Source organism: Limnoglobus sp. (assembly GCF_059499385.1).
Map to the genome: position 1 here is coordinate 66,027 of NZ_JCABYM010000157.1, position 17,367 is coordinate 83,393.

At 67.3% G+C, this 17,367-nt stretch carries 11 protein-coding genes; 7 read left to right on the forward strand and 4 right to left on the reverse strand.

The features are described from left to right. Nucleotides 1-9 precede the first annotated feature (9 nt). Both AC5JJ2_RS27400 and trhO read left to right on the forward strand, forming a co-directional pair. Complete coding sequence (locus AC5JJ2_RS27400; protein ID WP_495861243.1) at nucleotides 10-2,073, forward strand: protein-disulfide reductase DsbD family protein; 2,064 nt, start codon at nucleotides 10-12, stop codon at nucleotides 2,071-2,073. Between the two features lie 4 nt (nucleotides 2,074-2,077). Continuing rightward, on the forward strand, nucleotides 2,078-3,868 hold the full coding sequence (gene trhO / locus AC5JJ2_RS27405) for an oxygen-dependent tRNA uridine(34) hydroxylase TrhO (protein ID WP_495861244.1): 1,791 nt from the start codon (nucleotides 2,078-2,080) through the stop codon (nucleotides 3,866-3,868). Here trhO and AC5JJ2_RS27410 read toward each other — a convergent pair. The 3 genes from AC5JJ2_RS27410 to AC5JJ2_RS27420 are packed head-to-tail and all read right to left on the reverse strand — an operon-like array spanning nucleotide 3,855 to nucleotide 6,238. Further along, nucleotides 3,855-5,204 (reverse strand): ABC transporter permease, encoded by a 1,350-nt coding sequence (locus AC5JJ2_RS27410; RefSeq protein ID WP_495861245.1) that lies wholly within the window; start codon nucleotides 5,202-5,204, stop codon nucleotides 3,855-3,857. The genes trhO and AC5JJ2_RS27410 overlap by 14 nt on opposite strands. Nucleotides 5,205-5,207: 3 nt before the next feature. Continuing rightward, nucleotides 5,208-6,107 carry an ABC transporter ATP-binding protein gene (locus tag AC5JJ2_RS27415; RefSeq protein WP_495861246.1) on the reverse strand — a complete coding sequence of 300 codons (900 nt, stop codon included), beginning with the start codon at nucleotides 6,105-6,107 and terminating at the stop codon, nucleotides 5,208-5,210. Beyond that, nucleotides 6,104-6,238 (reverse strand): hypothetical protein, encoded by a 135-nt coding sequence (locus tag AC5JJ2_RS27420; RefSeq protein WP_495861247.1) that lies wholly within the window; start codon nucleotides 6,236-6,238, stop codon nucleotides 6,104-6,106. Before AC5JJ2_RS27420 ends, AC5JJ2_RS27415 begins: the two co-directional genes overlap by 4 nt. Here AC5JJ2_RS27420 and AC5JJ2_RS27425 point away from each other — a divergent pair. Together AC5JJ2_RS27425 and AC5JJ2_RS27430 are read left to right on the forward strand one after the other, a co-directional pair. Beyond that, nucleotides 6,237-7,127, forward strand: coding sequence for a ThuA domain-containing protein (locus AC5JJ2_RS27425; protein ID WP_495861248.1), 891 nt, complete (start codon nucleotides 6,237-6,239; stop codon nucleotides 7,125-7,127). The genes AC5JJ2_RS27420 and AC5JJ2_RS27425 overlap by 2 nt on opposite strands. A gap of 17 nt (nucleotides 7,128-7,144) precedes the next feature. Next, on the forward strand, nucleotides 7,145-8,899 hold the full coding sequence (locus AC5JJ2_RS27430; protein ID WP_495861249.1) for a sulfatase-like hydrolase/transferase: 1,755 nt from the start codon (nucleotides 7,145-7,147) through the stop codon (nucleotides 8,897-8,899). Nucleotide 8,900: 1 nt separating this feature from the next. Here the strand turns inward: AC5JJ2_RS27430 and AC5JJ2_RS27435 are convergent, their stop codons facing one another. Continuing rightward, on the reverse strand, nucleotides 8,901-11,708 hold the full coding sequence (locus AC5JJ2_RS27435; RefSeq protein ID WP_495861250.1) for a M14 family metallopeptidase: 2,808 nt from the start codon (nucleotides 11,706-11,708) through the stop codon (nucleotides 8,901-8,903). A gap of 131 nt (nucleotides 11,709-11,839) precedes the next feature. On the opposite strand from AC5JJ2_RS27435, the gene AC5JJ2_RS27440 reads away from it, so the two are divergent. The 3 genes from AC5JJ2_RS27440 to AC5JJ2_RS27450 all read left to right on the forward strand — a co-directional run bounded on the left by AC5JJ2_RS27440 (nucleotide 11,840) and on the right by AC5JJ2_RS27450 (nucleotide 17,353). Beyond that, complete coding sequence (locus tag AC5JJ2_RS27440) at nucleotides 11,840-13,339, forward strand: hypothetical protein (RefSeq protein WP_495861251.1); 1,500 nt, start codon at nucleotides 11,840-11,842, stop codon at nucleotides 13,337-13,339. A gap of 154 nt (nucleotides 13,340-13,493) precedes the next feature. Next, nucleotides 13,494-15,917 (forward strand): PSD1 and planctomycete cytochrome C domain-containing protein, encoded by a 2,424-nt coding sequence (locus AC5JJ2_RS27445; protein ID WP_495861252.1) that lies wholly within the window; start codon nucleotides 13,494-13,496, stop codon nucleotides 15,915-15,917. Further along, on the forward strand, nucleotides 15,914-17,353 hold the full coding sequence (locus AC5JJ2_RS27450) for a DUF1501 domain-containing protein (protein ID WP_495861253.1): 1,440 nt from the start codon (nucleotides 15,914-15,916) through the stop codon (nucleotides 17,351-17,353). Before AC5JJ2_RS27445 ends, AC5JJ2_RS27450 begins: the two co-directional genes overlap by 4 nt. Nucleotides 17,354-17,367: the final 14 nt, after the last annotated feature.

Sequence of the window (17,367 nt, forward strand, 5' to 3'; positions counted from 1 at the left end):
GAGGACGGCATGCGCTCACTCCTGTTGCTCCTGGCACTCGCGACGCCGGCCCTGGCGCAGAAGAAGAAGCTCACGTTCGCCGACGTGGCCGACGTGTCGGCGACCATCGAGCCGCAACGGGCGCAACCGGGCGACACGGTGACGTTCAAACTCACCATCACCCCAAAGCAGAACTTCTGGACTTACCCGACCGGCAAGAATGTCTTCGGCCTCCCGAAGACCGGCGACGTGGTGTTCGACCCGAAATTCGCCGACCCGCCCAACCCGGAAACAAAAACGGACGAGATGGGCTTGCCGGAAGACTACTACCCGGCCGGCGGGACGTGGGAGTTCAAGGGCCGGGTGTCGCCGACCGCCACGCCGGGGAAAAAGACGGTCGCGCTCACGGGCACGAAGCTCCAGGTCTGCGACAAGCAGAATTGCTACTACTCGAGTGCGGCGACCACGCCGACGGCGGAGATCGAGGTTCTCGCGGGGGCCGCCCCGCCCCCTCCCTCGGCGATGCCGCCGCGAGGCCTGCCGCCGGAGAGCGCGAACAGCCAGCCGCAAGCCGTCCCGCTCGGGCCGCCGAAGGTGGAGCCGCCCGCCCCCGCGCACAAGGGCGTTATCAAGAAGAACGCCGTCCCCGTCGCCCAGCACAAGGCCGCACTCGACGACCTCGCGGCCCGGATCGAGAAGGAATCGACCGCCGGCCACCTGCCGACGACGAACCTCTGGGGCTTCCTCGCGACGGCCGCCGTGTGGGGCTGGATTTCGCTCGTCACCCCCTGCGTCTTCCCGATGATCCCAATCACCGTCAGCCTGTTCCTCAAGCAGGGGAACAAGTCCACGAAGGACGTGCTGAAGTTGGCGACCGTCTACTCGCTCACGATCATCCTCGTCATCGGCCTGTCGGCCGTCGCGTTCCTGAAGACGTTCCGCGAACTCAGCACGAACCCGGTCATGAACATCGGCCTCGGCGTGCTTCTCGTCGTGTTCGCGCTGTCGCTGTTCGGCATGTTCGACATCGCGCTGCCCGGCTTCCTACTACGGTACACCGAGAAGAAGCGGGGCGCGGGCGGCATGATCGGCACCGTGTTCGGCGCGCTGGCGTTCAGCATCGTCAGCTTCACCTGCGTGGCCCCGTTCCTCGGCGGGTTCGCGGGCATGGCCGCGTCGGGGCAGTTCAGCACGCTCCAACTCGTCCTCGGCGGGCTGGTGTTCGCGACCGCGTTCGCCTCGCCGTTCTTCGTCCTCGCGATGTTCCCCAGCCTGCTCAAGAAGCTGCCCAAGTCCGGCGGCTGGCTCGACACGATCAAGGCCGTCATGGGCTTCCTCGAAGTCGCGGCCGCGCTCAAGTTCTTCCGCACGGCCGAGCTGCTCCTGCTGCCGCGGACGGAATACTTCACCTACGAGGTTTGCCTCGCCGGGCTGATCGTCACGTCCGGCGTGTGCGGGCTGTACCTCTTGAACGTGTTCCGGCTGCCGCACGACGAGGAGCGGCCGAACATCGGCGTCGGCCGGCTCATGTGGGCGCTCGCGTTCCTCGGGCTGGCCGTCTACCTCGCGCCTGGTCTGTTCAAAACGAGTGAAGGTAAGGCGCAACGGCCGCGGGGCGTGGTGTACGCCTGGGTCGATGCGTTCCTGCTGCCGGACGCCAGCCCGGACCTGCCGTGGAACAGCGACCTGCCGGCCGCGGTCGCGCAGGCACGGAAGGAGACCGGCCAGAAGCGGTTCGTGTTCGTGGACTTCACCGGCGAGTCGTGCCAGAACTGCAAGTACAACGAGAACAACGTCTTCCCCCGGCCGGAGATCGACCCGGTGTTACGGGGCTACACGCTGGCCGCGATGTACACCGACAAGGTTCCGACGGACTTCTACCATACGCCGCCGGCCGAGGACGCCAGCCGGGCCGAGGCGGCGGAGAACGCCGAGTTCCAGCGGAAGGTGTTCCGGGACGAGGCGCTGCCGCTGTACGCGATCCTCGAACCGCTGCCGGACGGCAAGGTGCGGGTCGTAGGCGTGTACGACGAGGGGAAGATCAACGACCCGGCCCGGTTCGCAGAATTCCTGAAGAAGTCGCTCGGTAAGTGATTCAATGGCCCGGTTCACGAATGTCGCGCTCTACAAGTTCACGCCGCTCGACGACCTGAAACCCCTCCGCGACCGGCTTCTCGGGCGGTGTCGCGAAGGGAACCTCAAGGGGTCCGTCCTCCTCAGCACCGAGGGCATCAACCTCTTCGTCGCGGGGCTTCAACCGGGACTCGACCGGCTCCTCACGGAGTTGCGGGCCGTGCCCAATCTCGGCGAACTGGACCCGAAACTCAGCTACAGCGACGAGCAACCGTTCACGCGGATGCTGGTGAAGATCAAGAAGGAGATCATCGCGTTCGGCGTGCCCGGCATCGACCCGGCCCGGCGGCCGTCGCCGCGGGTGTCGCCCCGCGAGCTGAAGCGGTGGCTCGACGAGGGGCGGCCGGTCACGCTGCTCGACACGCGCAACAACTTTGAAGTAGACCTCGGAACGTTTCGCAACGCCCGCGCCATCGGCGTCGGCCATTTCCGCGAGTTCCCACACGCCGCCGACGCGCTACCGGACGAGTTGAAATCACGGCCGGTCGTCACGTTCTGCACCGGCGGCATCCGGTGCGAGAAGGCCGCGCCGTACCTCGAACGCCTCGGGTTCGAGCAGGTCTTCCAGCTCGACGGCGGCATCCTGAAATACTTCGAGGAGTGCGGCCGCGACCACTACGACGGCGAGTGCTTCGTCTTCGACAAGCGGGTCGGCCTAGACCCGAGCTTGCAGGAGTCCGACACGGCCCTCTGTTTCGTGTGCCAGTCGCCGCTCGGCGAGGCGGACCGCCGCGACCCGCGGTACGTCGAAGGCGTCTCGTGCGCCCACTGCGTCCGTAGCGACGAGGAACGCCGTCGCGCGGGGATGGCGCACCACGAGAAGTTGCTTCGCGAAGTGACGACACCGTTGCCGGGTGACGCGCCCTACGAGAACGTTCGCCCGTTGGTCGTGCCGCGGCGGTGGGCGAACGCCTCGCTCGTCGAGTACCTGCACGGCATCCTCGGTCACATTTCCATCGAGCACTGGCGAACCGAATGCGATGCCGGCCGCGTTCTGGGCCGGGATCACCGGCCGGTGACGGCGGAACACGTCGTCAAGGACGGCGACCGGTACTTCCACCTCCAACCGAGAGCCGCCGAGCCGGCTGTGAACGCGGACATCCGCATCCTGCACGAGGACGAGGCGATCGTCGTCCTGAACAAGCCGGCCCCGCTGCCGATGCACCCGTGCGGGCAGTTCAACAAGAACTCGCTGCAAATGATCCTGCGGCAGGTGTACGCTCCGCAACGGCCGCGGCCGGCGCACCGGCTGGACGCGAACACCACCGGCGTCGTCGTGTTCACCCGCACGGCCCACTTCGCGAAGCTCGTGCAGCCGCAGTTCGAGCGCGGCGAGGTGGAGAAACAATACCTGGCCCGGGTCGTCGGCCACTCCCCGGCGGACGAGTTCACCTGTGATGCACCGATCCAGGAGTCGGCGACGGAGGCCGGTTCCCGCGGAGTGCAAGAGGACGGGCTGTCGGCCCGCACCGACTTCCGGGTGCTACGCGGGTTCGAGGACGGGACGACGCTCTTGGAGGTGACGCCGCGGACCGGGCGGACGAATCAGATTCGCGTCCACCTGTGGTACCTCGGTTTCCCAATCGTCGGCGACCCGATGTACCGGCCGAACGGCGAGCGGGCGGACAAGCAAACGCTCGACGTGTCCGACCCGCCGATGTGCTTGCACGCCCACCGGCTGACGTTCACGCACCCCGTCCGAAACGAGCGGGTCACGTTCGAGGCCGACCCGCCCGAGTGGGTTACCCGCGGATGACCCACTGGGCCAGGTCCTTCAACTTTGCGGATTTCCCCTGCATCAGGAACCCGACGCGGAAGATGCGGCCGGCCGCCCAGACGCACGCCACGGTCGCTGCCGCGGTGATGGCCACGCCCGCGAGCAGCTGGACCAGCGGCACGCCCGGCGGGACGCTCTGGCGGGCGACCAGGATCATCGGGGCGCTCGTCGGGAACAGCGACGCCGCGACCGCGAGCTTCCCGTGCGGGTCCATCAGGATCGGGCCGATCGCGAACATCGGCATCACGATGAAAAACATCACCGGCGTCAACAGCGTCTGCGTGTCCTTCACGTCCTGCGCCGCCGCGCCGACGGCGATGAAGATCGAGCCGAACATCATCAGGGCCATGGTCAGGAAGACGAAGAACCAGAAGATCAGCCCCGGCGTGATGGCGTCGGTCAGGCCGTAGCGGGCCGCGAGGAAGTACCCGCCGCCGAAGTAGATCACGGCCGTCGTCAGCGAGATGCCGACGACGCCGAGCAGCTTCCCGGACATCAGCTCGAACGGCGTCACGGACCCGAGCAGGACCTCCGCGATCCGCTGGCCCTTCTCCTCGACGATGCCGTTCATCGCCGGGGACGCGCCGAACATGATGACCACGAACATCATCGCGATCAGCACGCCGGGCAGCAGGAAGTTCAGAATCCGCTTCTCGTCGGCCGCGTCCTCGATCGCGCCGGTCTGCGGGTTCTTCGTCGTCAGCCCCTTCGCCTGGAGCGGGACCGGCTGCTGGAGCGCCTTGACCTTGTTCACGTCGTACTTCTCGGCCGCGAACCGCTCCCGCTGGACGGCGTCGTTGATCCGCCGCTCCAGGTACCGGCCGATGAACCCCTCGCCCGGCTTCTTCGACTGCAACCGGATCGCCTGCCCGTCCGTCGCCTTCTCCGGGTTCAGGTCCGCCCGCGGGGCGAACACGTCCGCGCCGATTTCCAGGAACGCCTCGATCTCGTCCCGGCTGACCCGCTCGGACAGCTCGAACCGCTGCTGCCGCACGGCCTCCGGCGTGTTCTCTCCGGGGGGGACGACCTCCAGCTTCAGGGCCGGGTGGATCCGCGCGCCGGTCGTCGGGTCGTTGATGATGACCTCGTTGTACGTCGTCACGTCCGCGACGAGTGCGGCCGCGACCCGGCCGCCGGGCGACCGGTCCACCACGGCGTAGGTCTTCTCCGAGTTGTCGTCGAGCTTCTTCGTCAGCGCCTGGAGGCCGATGCTCGCCGTCATCATCACCGGCATGAGCACCAGCGAAATGATGAACGCCTTCGTCTTCACGCCGGCGAGGTATTCCCGCTTCGCGATCGTCAAAATCTTCCGCATGGGTCACTCGGTGGGGTCTTTCGGGTCCGCGATGCGGACGAAGATGTCGTGGAGCGTCGGTCGGGTTTGCTCGAACTGCCGCACCGCCCCGCGGCGCATCAGTTCCTGGAGGACCGCCTGGCTGTCGGTCCCCTTCGCGAGCCGGAGTTCCTGATACCGGCCGTAGTCGGTCGCCGTCTCGACGCCGAACAGCCCGGCGAGCGAACCGCCTTCCACCCGGACGCGGAGGGTGTCGAACCCGTAGGCGCTCTGGATCGAGTCGAGCGTGCCGTCGAGAACCTTCTTCCCCTTGTAGATCATGAACACGAAGTCGCACAACTGCTCGGCGACGGCCATGTTGTGCGTCGAGAAGATGATCGTCTTCCCCTCCTTGCGAAGGTCGAGGATCGCCTTGCGGAACAGGTTCTCGTTCACCGGGTCGAGGCCGCTGAACGGCTCGTCGAGGATGATGAGGTCGGGGTCGGTGACGACGGCCGAGATGAACTGCACCTTCTGCGACATGCCCTTCGAGAGCTGATCGACCTTCTTGTCCGCGGCGTGGGCCAGCTCCATCCGCTCCAGCCACTGCTCGATCCGCTGCTGCGGCTGCCGCATCCCCTTGAGTTCCGCGTAGAACCGCAGCACGTCGCGGACCTTCATCTGCTTGTAGAGGCCGCGCTCTTCCGGCAGGTACGTCACGCGGTTCGCGGCAGCGTGCCACGAGTCGTCGTCGAGGACGCGGATCAACCCCCGGTCCGGGAGGTAGATGCGCATAATCATCCGCAGCGTCGTCGTCTTGCCGGACCCGTTCGGGCCGATGAACCCGTAGATGGTCCCGGTCGGCACGACGAGGCTGAGGTCATCGACCGCGACCTGCGGGCCGAACGTCTTCGTCACCTGGTCGATTTCGACGGCCGGTGTCATGTGCCGACTCGTGGGGAAGGGGAGCGTCTGGTGCGGTATTCGCCGGGCGTGCTGAAATCTTCTTTGAAATTCTCGTTGGTGGGCAAGTCCATTTCTGGTACGAATGCCGTCAGCCCTTCGGAGGCGGTCATGGCCCATTCTCGCATCTCCCGGCGGACGGCCCTCGGCGGCACGGCCGCCCTCCTCGGCACGCTCGCCGCCGGCTCCCTTTCGGCCGCCGAGGGCGGGCCGCGCATCCTCGTCGTCGTCGGGCCGAGTTCGCACCCGCCGGGCACGCACGAGGTCGCGGCCGGCGGCCGACTTCTCAAACATTGCCTGGAAGCCGCCGGTGCGAAGGCCGATGTCATCACCGATTGGCCCGCCGATGCGAAGTCCCTCGCGGACGTGGCGTCCGTCGTGTTCATTGGCGACCTGTTCCCGCCGGAGGTGATGAAGGACCGCGACCGGATCATGGCCGACCTGACGGCAATGATGAACCGCGGCTGCGGCCTCGTCTGCCTGCACTACGCGACCGGGCTGGAAGCGAAATTCGTGAAGGACGACGGCGACCACCCGCTCTTGCACTGGATGGGCGGCTACTTCGCGACGCGGTGCAACCACCACAAGTCCGTGGCGAAGGTGTTCAAGGAGGCCACCATCGAGCCGGCCGGAGATCATCCGGTCCTCCGCGGGTGGAAGGCGTTCGAGCTGCACGACGAGCCGTACATCAACAACTACTTCGGCAAGGGCGGCCCGGCGAAGAACGTGACCGCCTTGGCGACGGCGATGCTGCCGCCGGACGCGCCGAAGAAGGAGACGGTCGCGTGGGCCACAGAGCGGGCGGACGGCGGCCGCGGCGTCGGCATCGTGATGCCGCACTTCTACAAGAACTGGAACATCGACGCCCTCCGCACGCTGGTCCTCAACGCCATCGTCTGGACGGCGAAGCGCGACGTGCCGACGGACGGCGTTCAGACGAACCTGCCGGTGCTGGAAACGTTCAAGCCCGCGGCCGTCGAAGTGCCGGTGAAGAAGAAATAACCTCCCCGAGATTCCCCATGTTCATGCGTCTCGCCGCGGTCGTCGCGGCCTGTTTCGCCGTCACGCATCTCGCCGCCGCGAAGCCGAACGTCATCGTCATCCTGACGGACGACCAAGGCTGGGGCGACCTCAGCGTCAACGGCAACACGAACCTCCGCACGCCGCACCTCGACTCGCTGGCGCGGGACGGGGCGATGTTCGAGCGGTTCTTCGTACAGCCGGTCTGCTCGCCGACGCGGGCCGAGTTTCTGACCGGCCGCTACCACCCCCGCGGCGGCGTCCGCGGCGTCACGTCCGGCGGCGAGCGGCTGAACCTCGACGAGCGGACCGTCGCCGAGAGCTTCCAGAAGGCCGGGTACGCGACGGCCGCGTTCGGCAAGTGGCACAACGGGTCGCAGTACCCGTACCACCCCCGCGGCCGCGGGTTCGGCGAGTACTTCGGGTTCACCGCCGGGCACTGGGCCGACTATTTCGATGCCCCGCTCGACCACGACGGGAAGGACGTGAAAGGCAAGGGCTACCTGCCGGACGAGCTGACGGACCGGACCATCGCGTTCGCGAAGAAAGCGACGGCCGCGGGCACGCCGTTCTTCGTCTACCTGACGTACAACACGCCGCACTCGCCGATGCAGGTTCCGGACGAATACTGGGCGCGGTACGAGAAGGCCGAGCTGAAGCTCCGCGGCGCGACGGGCAAGGAGAACGTCGAGCACACCCGCGCGGCCCTCGCGATGTGCGAGAACATCGACCGCAACGTCGGCCGCCTCCTCACGGCCCTCCACGATCAGAAGATCGAGGAAGACACGATGGTCATTTATTTCGCGGACAACGGGCCGAACGGCCCGCGGTGGAACGGCGGCATGAAGGGCGTGAAGGGGACCACGGACGAGGGCGGCGTCCGGTCGCCGCTGCACGTCCGCTGGCCGGGGCGGGTCAAGCCCGGCACGGTCGTGAAGCCAGTCGCCGCGGCCATCGACTTGATGCCGACGCTCCTCGCACTGGCCGGCGTCCCCCGCGTCGGCGAGAAGCCGCTCGACGGCATCGACCTGTCACCGTGGCTGCTCGGCAAGGGGACGCTGCTGCCGGACCGCGTCTTGTTCCAGACGTGGGCGGGCCGGGTGTCCGCGCGAACCCAGCGGTATCGGCTCGACAACGCCGGGAAGCTCTTCGACATGATCGACGACCCGAATCAGACCCGCGACGTGAGCGGCGACAAGCCGGACGAGGCGAAGAAGCTCCGCGACGCGGTGACAACGTGGAAGACGGACGTGGGCGTGCCGCAGAAGGCGGACGACCGGCCGTTCCCGGTCGGGCACAAGGACTGGACGCGGGCCGTAATCCCGGCGCGGGACGGTGTGCCGGTCGGCGGCGTGAAACGGAGCGCGTCGGCCCCTAATTGCTCGTACTTCACGAACTGGACGACGACGAAGGACGCCATGACCTGGAGCGTCGAGGTCGCCGAGGCGGGCCGGTACGATGCGGTCGTGAACTATACGTGTGCGGCGGCGGATGTCGGTTCGACGGTCGAGTTGAAGCTCGGCGACGCGGCGTGGACCGGCACGGTCGCCGAGGCGTTCGAGTCGCCACTACGGGGCAAGGAGATCGACCGGGTGAACCGCGGGGCGGAGTCGTACATGAAGGACTTCCGCCCGCTATCGCTGGGCACGGTCACGCTGCCAAAAGGCCGTGGCACGCTGACCCTCCGCGCGACGAACGTGGCCGGCAAGGCCGTGGCCGACGTGCGGGCGGTGGAGCTAATACGGAAGCCGTGACTTACTTCCCCTTCGCCTCCGGCTTCGGGGCTTGCTCGCGCTCCTCTTTCGTTGTCTTCTCCTTCACGACCGACTGCACGATCCCGTTGAACACGAACTTGAACGTGCCGTGCGACTGGCCGCGGAACAGCACCTGCGGGCCGAACATCGCCAGCCGGCCGTCGCCGACCCGCGCGTCCACGACCGCGGTGCCGCCTTCGAGGTACTCTTGCCCCCACGCCCAGCCGCTCCGCAGCGGCGACTTCGTGTCGAACCACGCGACCTTCCGCACGCCCCTAGCGGCCGCCCCGCTCGTCAGCCGGAACGTCGGACTCATCGAGAACATCACGTCTACTTGATCCTCCAGGCCCCACGCCAGTGGGTGCGACGGATCAACCTTCACCCGTAGCACGGACGACGGCACGTAATACTTGCTCGACGCGAACGGCCGTTCCTTCGTGTCCTCGTCCAGCTCGACGAGGTGGTTCGCGACCGGCAGCCCCAGGTCGCGGCCGATGCGGGAGGAACTGCCGATGGTTAGGATCGTGCCGCCGGCTTCCAGGAACTTCCGCAACTGCGGCAGCGTCTTCGTCGGCGTGATGCTCCCGCCGCGGCGGTCGCGGGCGGCGTCCTCCTTCGCCGGTTCTTTCGGTTCCTTCATCGGCTCTTCCTTCGGGTCGCCCGGCCCGGCCGGGCCGCCGGCATACGCGCCGTCAACCAGGACGATCACGTCGTACTTCTCGCGGAGGCTGCCCTTGTCCAGGTCCGCCGAGTACACGACCTCGAAAGGGAACTCGAACTGTTCAAAAATCCACCGCGTCCACCCCGACGGCATCGACCCGCCGTACCGGTCCCACAGGGCGATGCGAGGTTGCTTCAACACGACCGCCGAACCGGGCTTGGTTCGGGTTCCGACGAACGGCGTGCCGACCTCGGCCGCGATCTTCTCCACGACGGCGGCCGTCGTTTCCTTCTTCGGAACGAAGAACGTGCCCGCCGGGATCGTCGTGCCGCTGAGGGTCAGTGGTTCCTGCAGCCGCCGGACTTCCTCGTTCGCCTTGTGTAGTCGGTTCACGGCGCGGAAAGCGTCGTTCGCCTTCGGACTGAGGAAGAAGCCGACGGCCTCCTCCGCGTTCGTGACCTTCGCGGGCGGCGGCGAAATGGCCAACTCCGCGATCTCCTCGAACGGGCCGTCGAACCCGGTGAGCACGCGGTCGAACTTCAGCCCCATCTGGAATGCCGGCGTGTACCCGGCCGAGTCGTAGGGGCGGATCGGCGGGCCGCCGGGGTAGGCGAAGTCGTTCGGGTGGTCCTGCGGCTCGAACATGTCCAGCACGTGGGCGCGGAACGCCTGGGCGGACTTCACCACGTAAGACCCCTTCGGGTACTTCTGGTCGTTCACGGCGAAGTCGGCCGTCGCGCGGTGGACCGTCACGCCCGTGCCGAGGAGCGCGTTCACGAACTTCGTCGCGGTCGGGAAGTCCGGCTGGTCGGCCGGCAGGATGTAGCCGCGGGCGTCGCGGCGGTCCGGCTGCTGGAAGAGGCGGTCGAACTCGACGCCGCCGGTCCCGCGGGCCGCCCCGCGTCCGCCGGCCCGTTGCTTCACCGCCGCGTCCACGACCCTCGGCGTGATCGTCCAGCTGTCGCGGTTCCCCTTTTCGATGGCGTTCCTCCCCATTCGCCAGATGTTGAACAGCAACTGCTCACGGTGGCGGGAGGCGTAGTCGAGGACGGCCTTATTCGCGGTAACGGAGTAATCGACCGACTGCCGGAACCGCCACGGCTGCGGCTTGATCGGCGCGAGGTAGTCGCCCTTTGGGAGCTGCTTCTCGCTGACGAGTGGGATCGAGGTCGGCGTCGGGCTGCCGATGGTCTCCGTCAGGATGCCGATCATGTTGTGGAACGACGCCGTGGTGCGGAGGCCGCCGTTGAACCACGTCGAGTACGGCGCGCCGGACCGGATCGTCGCGCCGGGCTTGCCTTCGACGAGGAACCGCTGGATCATGGCCGCCCCGACCGCGTCGATACCGTTGAGGACGAGCGGGTCGCAGAAGTAGTTGAACGGGTCGCGGAACGGCGGGCAGAACAGCACCGTCCCGGCCGGGCCGGTCTGGTGGTGGTTGTACATGACCTGCGGGAACCACTCGCGGTACATGAACCGGTTCATGTTCTTAGTCTCGGCCTGCGTGTTCGCGTAGAAGTCGCGGTTGTTGTCGTGGCCGACGTACTTCTGGTACAGCCGCGGCAGCCCGGCCAGCGTCCGCTTCGTCGGCTCCTTTTCCTTCATGTACCAGTCCGCGACGAGGTCGTGCCCGTCCGGGTTCGCGTGGACGAAGAGGATGACCACGTCGTTGAGGATGCGGAGCGTCTCGTCGTCGTCCGCGGAGAGGAACTGGTAGACGGTCTCGATCAGCACCTGGGCGCAGAGCGTCTCGCTGGCGTGCAGCCCGCCGTCGATCCAGACGACGGCCTTCCCGTCCGCGGCCAGCTTCTTCGCCTCGGCCGCGGTCACTCCCCCTGCGAGTGCCAGCTTTCGCGAGGTCGCCTTGTACTCGGCGAGCTTCTTGTGGTTCGCCGGCGACGTAACGATGGCGGCGATCTGCGGCCGGCCCTCTTCCGTCTTGCCGACCGTGACGAGTTTCATCCGGTCGGACTCTTTTTCGAGCTTCTCCCAGTACCCTTTGAGCTGCTGGTAGTTCGCGAGGCAATAGTCGTCGCCGACGTTGAACCCGAGGTACTGCTTCGGCGTGGTGATCGCCTTGTCCTGGGCGGCAAGGGGAAGAGAGACGAGTAACAACAGGAGCGCTGACGGCACGCGGGAGCGGGGCATGGTGCAATTCCTTGAGACGAGACTTTCAGGCGGAGTGTTCGGCAGGAAGAGGTGAAGTGAGTGTACGCGGACCATTGAACGACTTGTAGGGCTACAATTTCGCTAGCCCTTCCTCTCTCCCCGGACGTGTCATGACCGCCTCTTCCGACCGCCGCTCGTTCCTGCAAACCGCGTCCCTCGGCGTCGGGGGCCTGTCGTTCCTGGCCGTCCTCCCGCCGGTCGCCGCGGCCGATACGAAACTCGATCCGAACCTCGTGCGGCTCGATACCGGTATCGAGCCGCTCGTGAAGTTGCTCGAAGAGACGCCGCGGGACAAACTCTTGGAGGAAGTCGCGGCGCGAATCAAAAAAGGTCTGGCGTACCGCGACGTGTTGGCGGCCCTGCTGCTGGCCGGCGTGCGGAACATCCAGCCGCGGCCGAACGTCGGGTTCAAGTTCCACGCCGTCATGGTTGTCAACTCGGCGCACCAGGCGGCGCTCGCCGGGCCGGACGGCGACCGGTGGCTGCCGATGTTCTGGGCGCTCGACAACTTCAAGAGTGCCCAGGCGCAGAACATCAAGGAGAGCGGCTGGCGGATGAAGCCGGTGGAGGAGATGAACCTGCCACCGGCGCGGAAGGCGCGTGACGCATTTGTGGCGGCGATGACGGATTGGGACGAGCCGCGAGCGGACGTGGCGGCCGCGGCCGTCGCGCGGACGATGACGGCGAACGAGGCGTTCGACCTGTTCGCCCGGTTCGGCTGCCGGGATTTCCGTGACATCGGGCACAAGGCGATCTTCGTGGCGAACGCCTTCCGCACGCTCCAGGTGATCGGCTGGCACCACGCCGAGCCGGTACTGCGGTCGCTGGCGTTCGCGCTCCTGAAGCACGACGCGAAGGGGAAGCCGGACGGCGACCTGGCGGCCGACCGCGTGGGGATTCGCAACGCCGACCTCGCCCGCAAGTTCGCCCCGACCTGGCGGGACGGGAAGCCGAGTCCCGAGGCGACGGCCGACCTGATGGCCGCGATCCGCGACGGCTCCGAGGGCGACGTGAGCGACAAGGTGCTGGCCGCGGTCAACGGGGGCGTCGCGCCGCAGGCGGTGTGGGACGCGGTGTTCTTGTCGGCCGGGGAGTTGCTGATGCGGCAGCCGGGGATCGTCGGGCTGCACACGCTGACGACGGCGAACGCGCTGCACTACGCCTTCGCCACGACCGGCGACGACGAGGCGCGGAAGCTGTTGCTCCTCCAGGCGGCGGCGTTCCTGCCAATGTTCCGCAAGGCGATGGGCGACCGCGGCAAGGTCGCGGAGATGCGCATCGACAAGCTCGAAGCCGACCGTGCGGGCGACGTGGACGGCGTCTTTGCGATGCTGTCGAAGGACAAGGCGAAGGCGGCGCGGATGGCCCTCGGTTATTTGAACGCGAACCCGGCGGGCGGGAAGGGACTGATCGACGCGGGCCGGCGGCTGATCTTCCTGAAAGGGACCGACTCGCACGACTACAAGTTCAGTTCCGCGGTGATGGAGGACTACGCGAACGTCTCGCCGGCGTCGCGTGACCGGTTCCTGGCGGCGAGCCTGTTCTGGCTGAAGGGGTCGGCCGCGAACGACTCGAAACTGGTCGAGCGAACGCGGGCGGCGCTTTCGTAATGTGGAACCCGGAGCGGTAGCGACGGGGTGTCTGGCGCGGCCAGACACCCCGTCGCTACCGCTCCGGGTTCTACGGGCGTTGGCCCGTGCTTTTCTCCCGCCAGTGGGGTATCATTCCACTACCTTCCCCACACCGTTCGTCCCGCTTCGCACCATGCACCGACTCTTCGTTCTCCTCGGCCTCGTGCTGGCCGTGCCCGCCGCGGGTGCGGACCCCATCGACTTCGGCCGTGACGTGCTGCCGATTTTGTCCGAGAACTGCTTCCACTGCCACGGGCCGGACGAGAAGGCTCGCAAGGCCGACCTCCGGGTCGACACGAAGGACGGGGCCGAGGCCGTCATCACGCCGGGCAAGAGCGCCGACAGCGACCTGATTCAACGGCTTACTTCGACCGAGAAGTCGAAGCTGATGCCGCCCGCGAAGTCGAACCGCAAGCTCACGGCGAAACAGATCGAAACGCTCACCCGCTGGGTGGACGGCGGCGCGGCGTGGGGCACGCACTGGGCTTTCGCGCCGGTCAAGCGACCGACCGGCGACACCATCGACCACTTCATTCACAAGAAGCTCGAACAATCCGGACTGAAGCCGTCGCCGGAAGCGTCCCGCGAGGCGCTGATCCGCCGCGTGACGCTCGACCTGACCGGGCTGCCGCCGACGCTCGACGAGATCGACGCCTTCCTCAAGGACGACTCGCCGACGGCTTACGAGAAGGTCGTCGATCGGCTGCTCGCGTCGCCGCGGTACGGCGAACGGATGGCGTGGGAGTGGCTCGACGCCGCCCGGTACGCGGACAGCAACGGCTACCAGGGGGACGGCGAGCGGACCATGTGGCCGTGGCGGGATTGGGTGGTGCGCGCGCTCAACGCCGACATGCCGTTCGACCAATTTACCGTCGAGCAAATCGCCGGCGACCTTCTGCCGAAACCGACGCGGGACCAGCAACTCGCGACGGCGTTCAACCGCAACCACATGATCAACGGCGAGGGCGGCCGCATCGCCGAGGAGAACCGCGTCGAGTACGTGTTCGACCAGACGGAAACCGTCGGCACCGTCTGGCTGGGCCTGACACTGAACTGCTGCCGCTGCCACGACCACAAGTTCGACGCGCTCGCGCAGAAGGATTACTACTCGCTGTCCGCGTACTTCAACCAGACGCCGGTGACCGGGAGCGGCGGGAGCGGGCAGACCGCGCCGGTCCTCGACTTCGCCACGCCGGAACAGGAGAAGCGGAAGGCGGACACGGCGAAGGCGTACGCGGACGCGGCGAAGATGCTCCAAGAAGCCGAGGCGAAGCTGCGGCTCGCGGGGATGGTCGAGAAGGACGGGAAGCTGCAATCGACGCTGCCGCAGGTCATCGAGTCGTCGCTGCGGAAGGGGCCGAACGACCGGGTGGACGCGAACTTCGACGAGCTGGCGAAGTTCTACAAGGACTCGCACCCGGAGTACGTGAAGCAACTGCCGGAGGTGCGGCGACTCAAGAGGCTCCGCGACGAAGCGGCGGCGAGCGTGCCGAAGGTCATGGTCATGCAAGACATGGCCAAGCCGCGGGACACGTTCGTCCTGAACCGCGGGTCTTACGAGAAGAAGGAACAGAGGGTGACGGCCGACGTGCCAGCCAGCCTGCCGCGGCTGCCGATGGACGCGCCAGCGAACCGGCTCGCGCTCGCGCGGTGGCTCGTGTCGCCGGACAACCCGCTCACGGCGCGTGTCACGGTCAACCGGCAGTGGCAGCTTTTCTTCGGGACCGGCCTCGTCAAGACGGCCGACGACTTCGGCGTGCAGGGCGAGCGGTCGACGCACCCGGAACTGCTCGACTGGTTGGCGGCCGAGTTCGTGGCGAAGGGGTGGTCGCTGAAGGCGCTTCACAGGATGATCGTGACGAGCGCGACCTACCGGCAGTCCTCGAAGGTCACGCCGGAGCTACTGCAGCGCGACCCGGACAACCGGCTACTCGCCCGCGGACCGCGGTATCGGCTGCCGTCGTGGATGCTCCGCGACCAGGCACTCGCCGCGAGCGGCCTGCTCGTCGGCACGGTCGGCGGGCTGCCGGTGAAGACGTACCAGCCGGCGGGCATCTGGGAGGAGGCGACGTTCGGCAACAAGCAGTACCGGCAGGACCACGGCGACGCGCTCTACCGGCGGAGCCTGTACGTGTTCTGGCGGCGGATCGTCGGGCCGACGATGTTCTTCGACACCGCGAACCGCCAGACGTGTGCCGTAATGACGACCCGCACGAACACCCCGCTACACGCGCTGACGACGCTCAACGACATCACGTTCGTGGAGGCCGCCCGCGCGCTCGCGCAGCGGGCGACGGGAGCGAAGGCGGACGACAAACTTGGCCTCGCGTTCCGATTGGTCACGGGCCGCAAGCCGACGGCGGCGGAAGCGAAGTTGCTTCAGGAAAGCCTGGAAAAACAGCGAAAGCTGTTTACCGCTGACACGGCGAGCGCCAAGAAACTGCTCGCCGTCGGCGAGTCGAAGCGGAACGAGAAGCTCGACGCCGTCGAGCACGCGGCGATGACGGCCGTGTGCCTGATGATCCTCAACCTTGACGAGGCGCTGTCGAAACAATGACGCCGCTCGCGGAATACCAACGCCACCTGACCCGCCGCCAACTGTTCGGCCGCACGGCCGTCGGCATCGGCACGGCCGCGCTCGCGTCCCTGCTCGCGAACGACGCGCGGGCCGACGCGCTCCCCGGTTTGCCGCACGTCGCGCCGAAGGCGAAGCGGGTCATCTACCTGTTCCAGAACGGCGCGCCCTCGCACGTCGATCTGTTCGACTACAAGCCGGAGCTGACGCGGCAGAAAGGGAAGCAGATCCCCGATTCCGTCGTCGGCGGGCGGCGGTTCAGCACCATGACCGGCGGGCAGGCGGTGCGGCCCTGCCTGCCTGAGATCACGAAGTTCAAGCAGCACGGCCAGAGCGGGGCGTGGGTGTCTGATTTCATGAGCCACACGGCCGGGGTCGCGGACGACCTGTGCTTCGTGAAGTCGATGCACACGGAGCAAGTGAACCACGCCCCAGCGATCTGTTTCCTGCTCACCGGCGGCGAGATGCCCGGCCGGCCGAGCATGGGCGCGTGGTTGACCTACGGCCTCGGCTCGGAGAGCGAGAACCTGCCCGGGTACGTGGTCATGACCTCCCGCGACAAGGAGGCGTCGTGCGGGCAAATCTTCTACGACTTCTACTGGGGCAACGGGTTCCTGCCCTCGCGGTTCCAGGGCGTCCAGTTCCGCGGCAGCGGCGACCCGGTGCTGTACCTGTCGAACCCGCCCGGCGTCACCCGCGACGGCCGCCGGGCGATGCTCGACGACCTCGCGAAGATGAACGAGCTGACGCACCAGGACTTCGGCGATCCGGAAGTGGCGACGCGGATCTCGCAGTACGAGATGGCCTACCGGATGCAGGCGAGCGTGCCGGACCTGACGGACCTCAGCCAGGAGTCGGCGAAGACGCTGGACATGTACGGCCCGGACGTGCGGCGGAAGGGGTCGTTCGCGTACAACTGCCTGCTCGCCCGGCGGCTGGCCGAGCGGGGCGTGCGGTTCGTGCAGCTCATGCACGCCGGGTGGGACCAGCACCGCAACCTGAACAACCAGCTCGTCGTCCAGTGCAAGGACACGGACCAGCCGTCGGCCGCGCTCGTGAAGGACTTGAAGCAGCGGGGCCTGCTCGACGACACGCTCGTGATCTGGGGCGGCGAGTTCGGCCGCACGCCGTTCCTGCAAGGCGACATCAAGGAGACGAAGAACTGGGGCCGCGACCACCACCCCTACGGGTTCACGGTCTGGATGGCCGGCGGCGGCGTAAAGGCCGGGACGACCTACGGCGCGACCGATGACTTCGGGTTCCAGGCGGCGGAGAACAAGGTCCACGTCCACGACTTCCAGGCGACCGTCCTCCGACTGCTCGGCATCGACCACGAGCGGCTGACGTTCAAGCACCAGGGCCGGCAGTACCGGTTGACCGACGTTCACGGCCACGTCGTCCCCGGTCTCTTGGCGTAAGACGTGCATGGCGG

What these genes read in the sequence shown, in the direction of transcription:
- AC5JJ2_RS27400 (WP_495861243.1), top strand. Translation starts at nt 10, where the DNA reads ATGCGCTCACTCCTGTTGCTCCTGGCACTCGCGACGCCGGCCCTGGCG.
- trhO (WP_495861244.1), top strand. Translation starts at nt 2,078, where the DNA reads ATGGCCCGGTTCACGAATGTCGCGCTCTACAAGTTCACGCCGCTCGAC.
- AC5JJ2_RS27410 (WP_495861245.1), bottom strand. Translation starts at nt 5,204, where the DNA reads ATGCGGAAGATTTTGACGATCGCGAAGCGGGAATACCTCGCCGGCGTG.
- AC5JJ2_RS27415 (WP_495861246.1), bottom strand. Translation starts at nt 6,107, where the DNA reads ATGACACCGGCCGTCGAAATCGACCAGGTGACGAAGACGTTCGGCCCG.
- AC5JJ2_RS27425 (WP_495861248.1), top strand. Translation starts at nt 6,237, where the DNA reads ATGGCCCATTCTCGCATCTCCCGGCGGACGGCCCTCGGCGGCACGGCC.
- AC5JJ2_RS27420 (WP_495861247.1), bottom strand. Translation starts at nt 6,238, where the DNA reads ATGACCGCCTCCGAAGGGCTGACGGCATTCGTACCAGAAATGGACTTG.
- AC5JJ2_RS27430 (WP_495861249.1), top strand. Translation starts at nt 7,145, where the DNA reads ATGTTCATGCGTCTCGCCGCGGTCGTCGCGGCCTGTTTCGCCGTCACG.
- AC5JJ2_RS27435 (WP_495861250.1), bottom strand. Translation starts at nt 11,708, where the DNA reads ATGCCCCGCTCCCGCGTGCCGTCAGCGCTCCTGTTGTTACTCGTCTCT.
- AC5JJ2_RS27440 (WP_495861251.1), top strand. Translation starts at nt 11,840, where the DNA reads ATGACCGCCTCTTCCGACCGCCGCTCGTTCCTGCAAACCGCGTCCCTC.
- AC5JJ2_RS27445 (WP_495861252.1), top strand. Translation starts at nt 13,494, where the DNA reads ATGCACCGACTCTTCGTTCTCCTCGGCCTCGTGCTGGCCGTGCCCGCC.
- AC5JJ2_RS27450 (WP_495861253.1), top strand. Translation starts at nt 15,914, where the DNA reads ATGACGCCGCTCGCGGAATACCAACGCCACCTGACCCGCCGCCAACTG.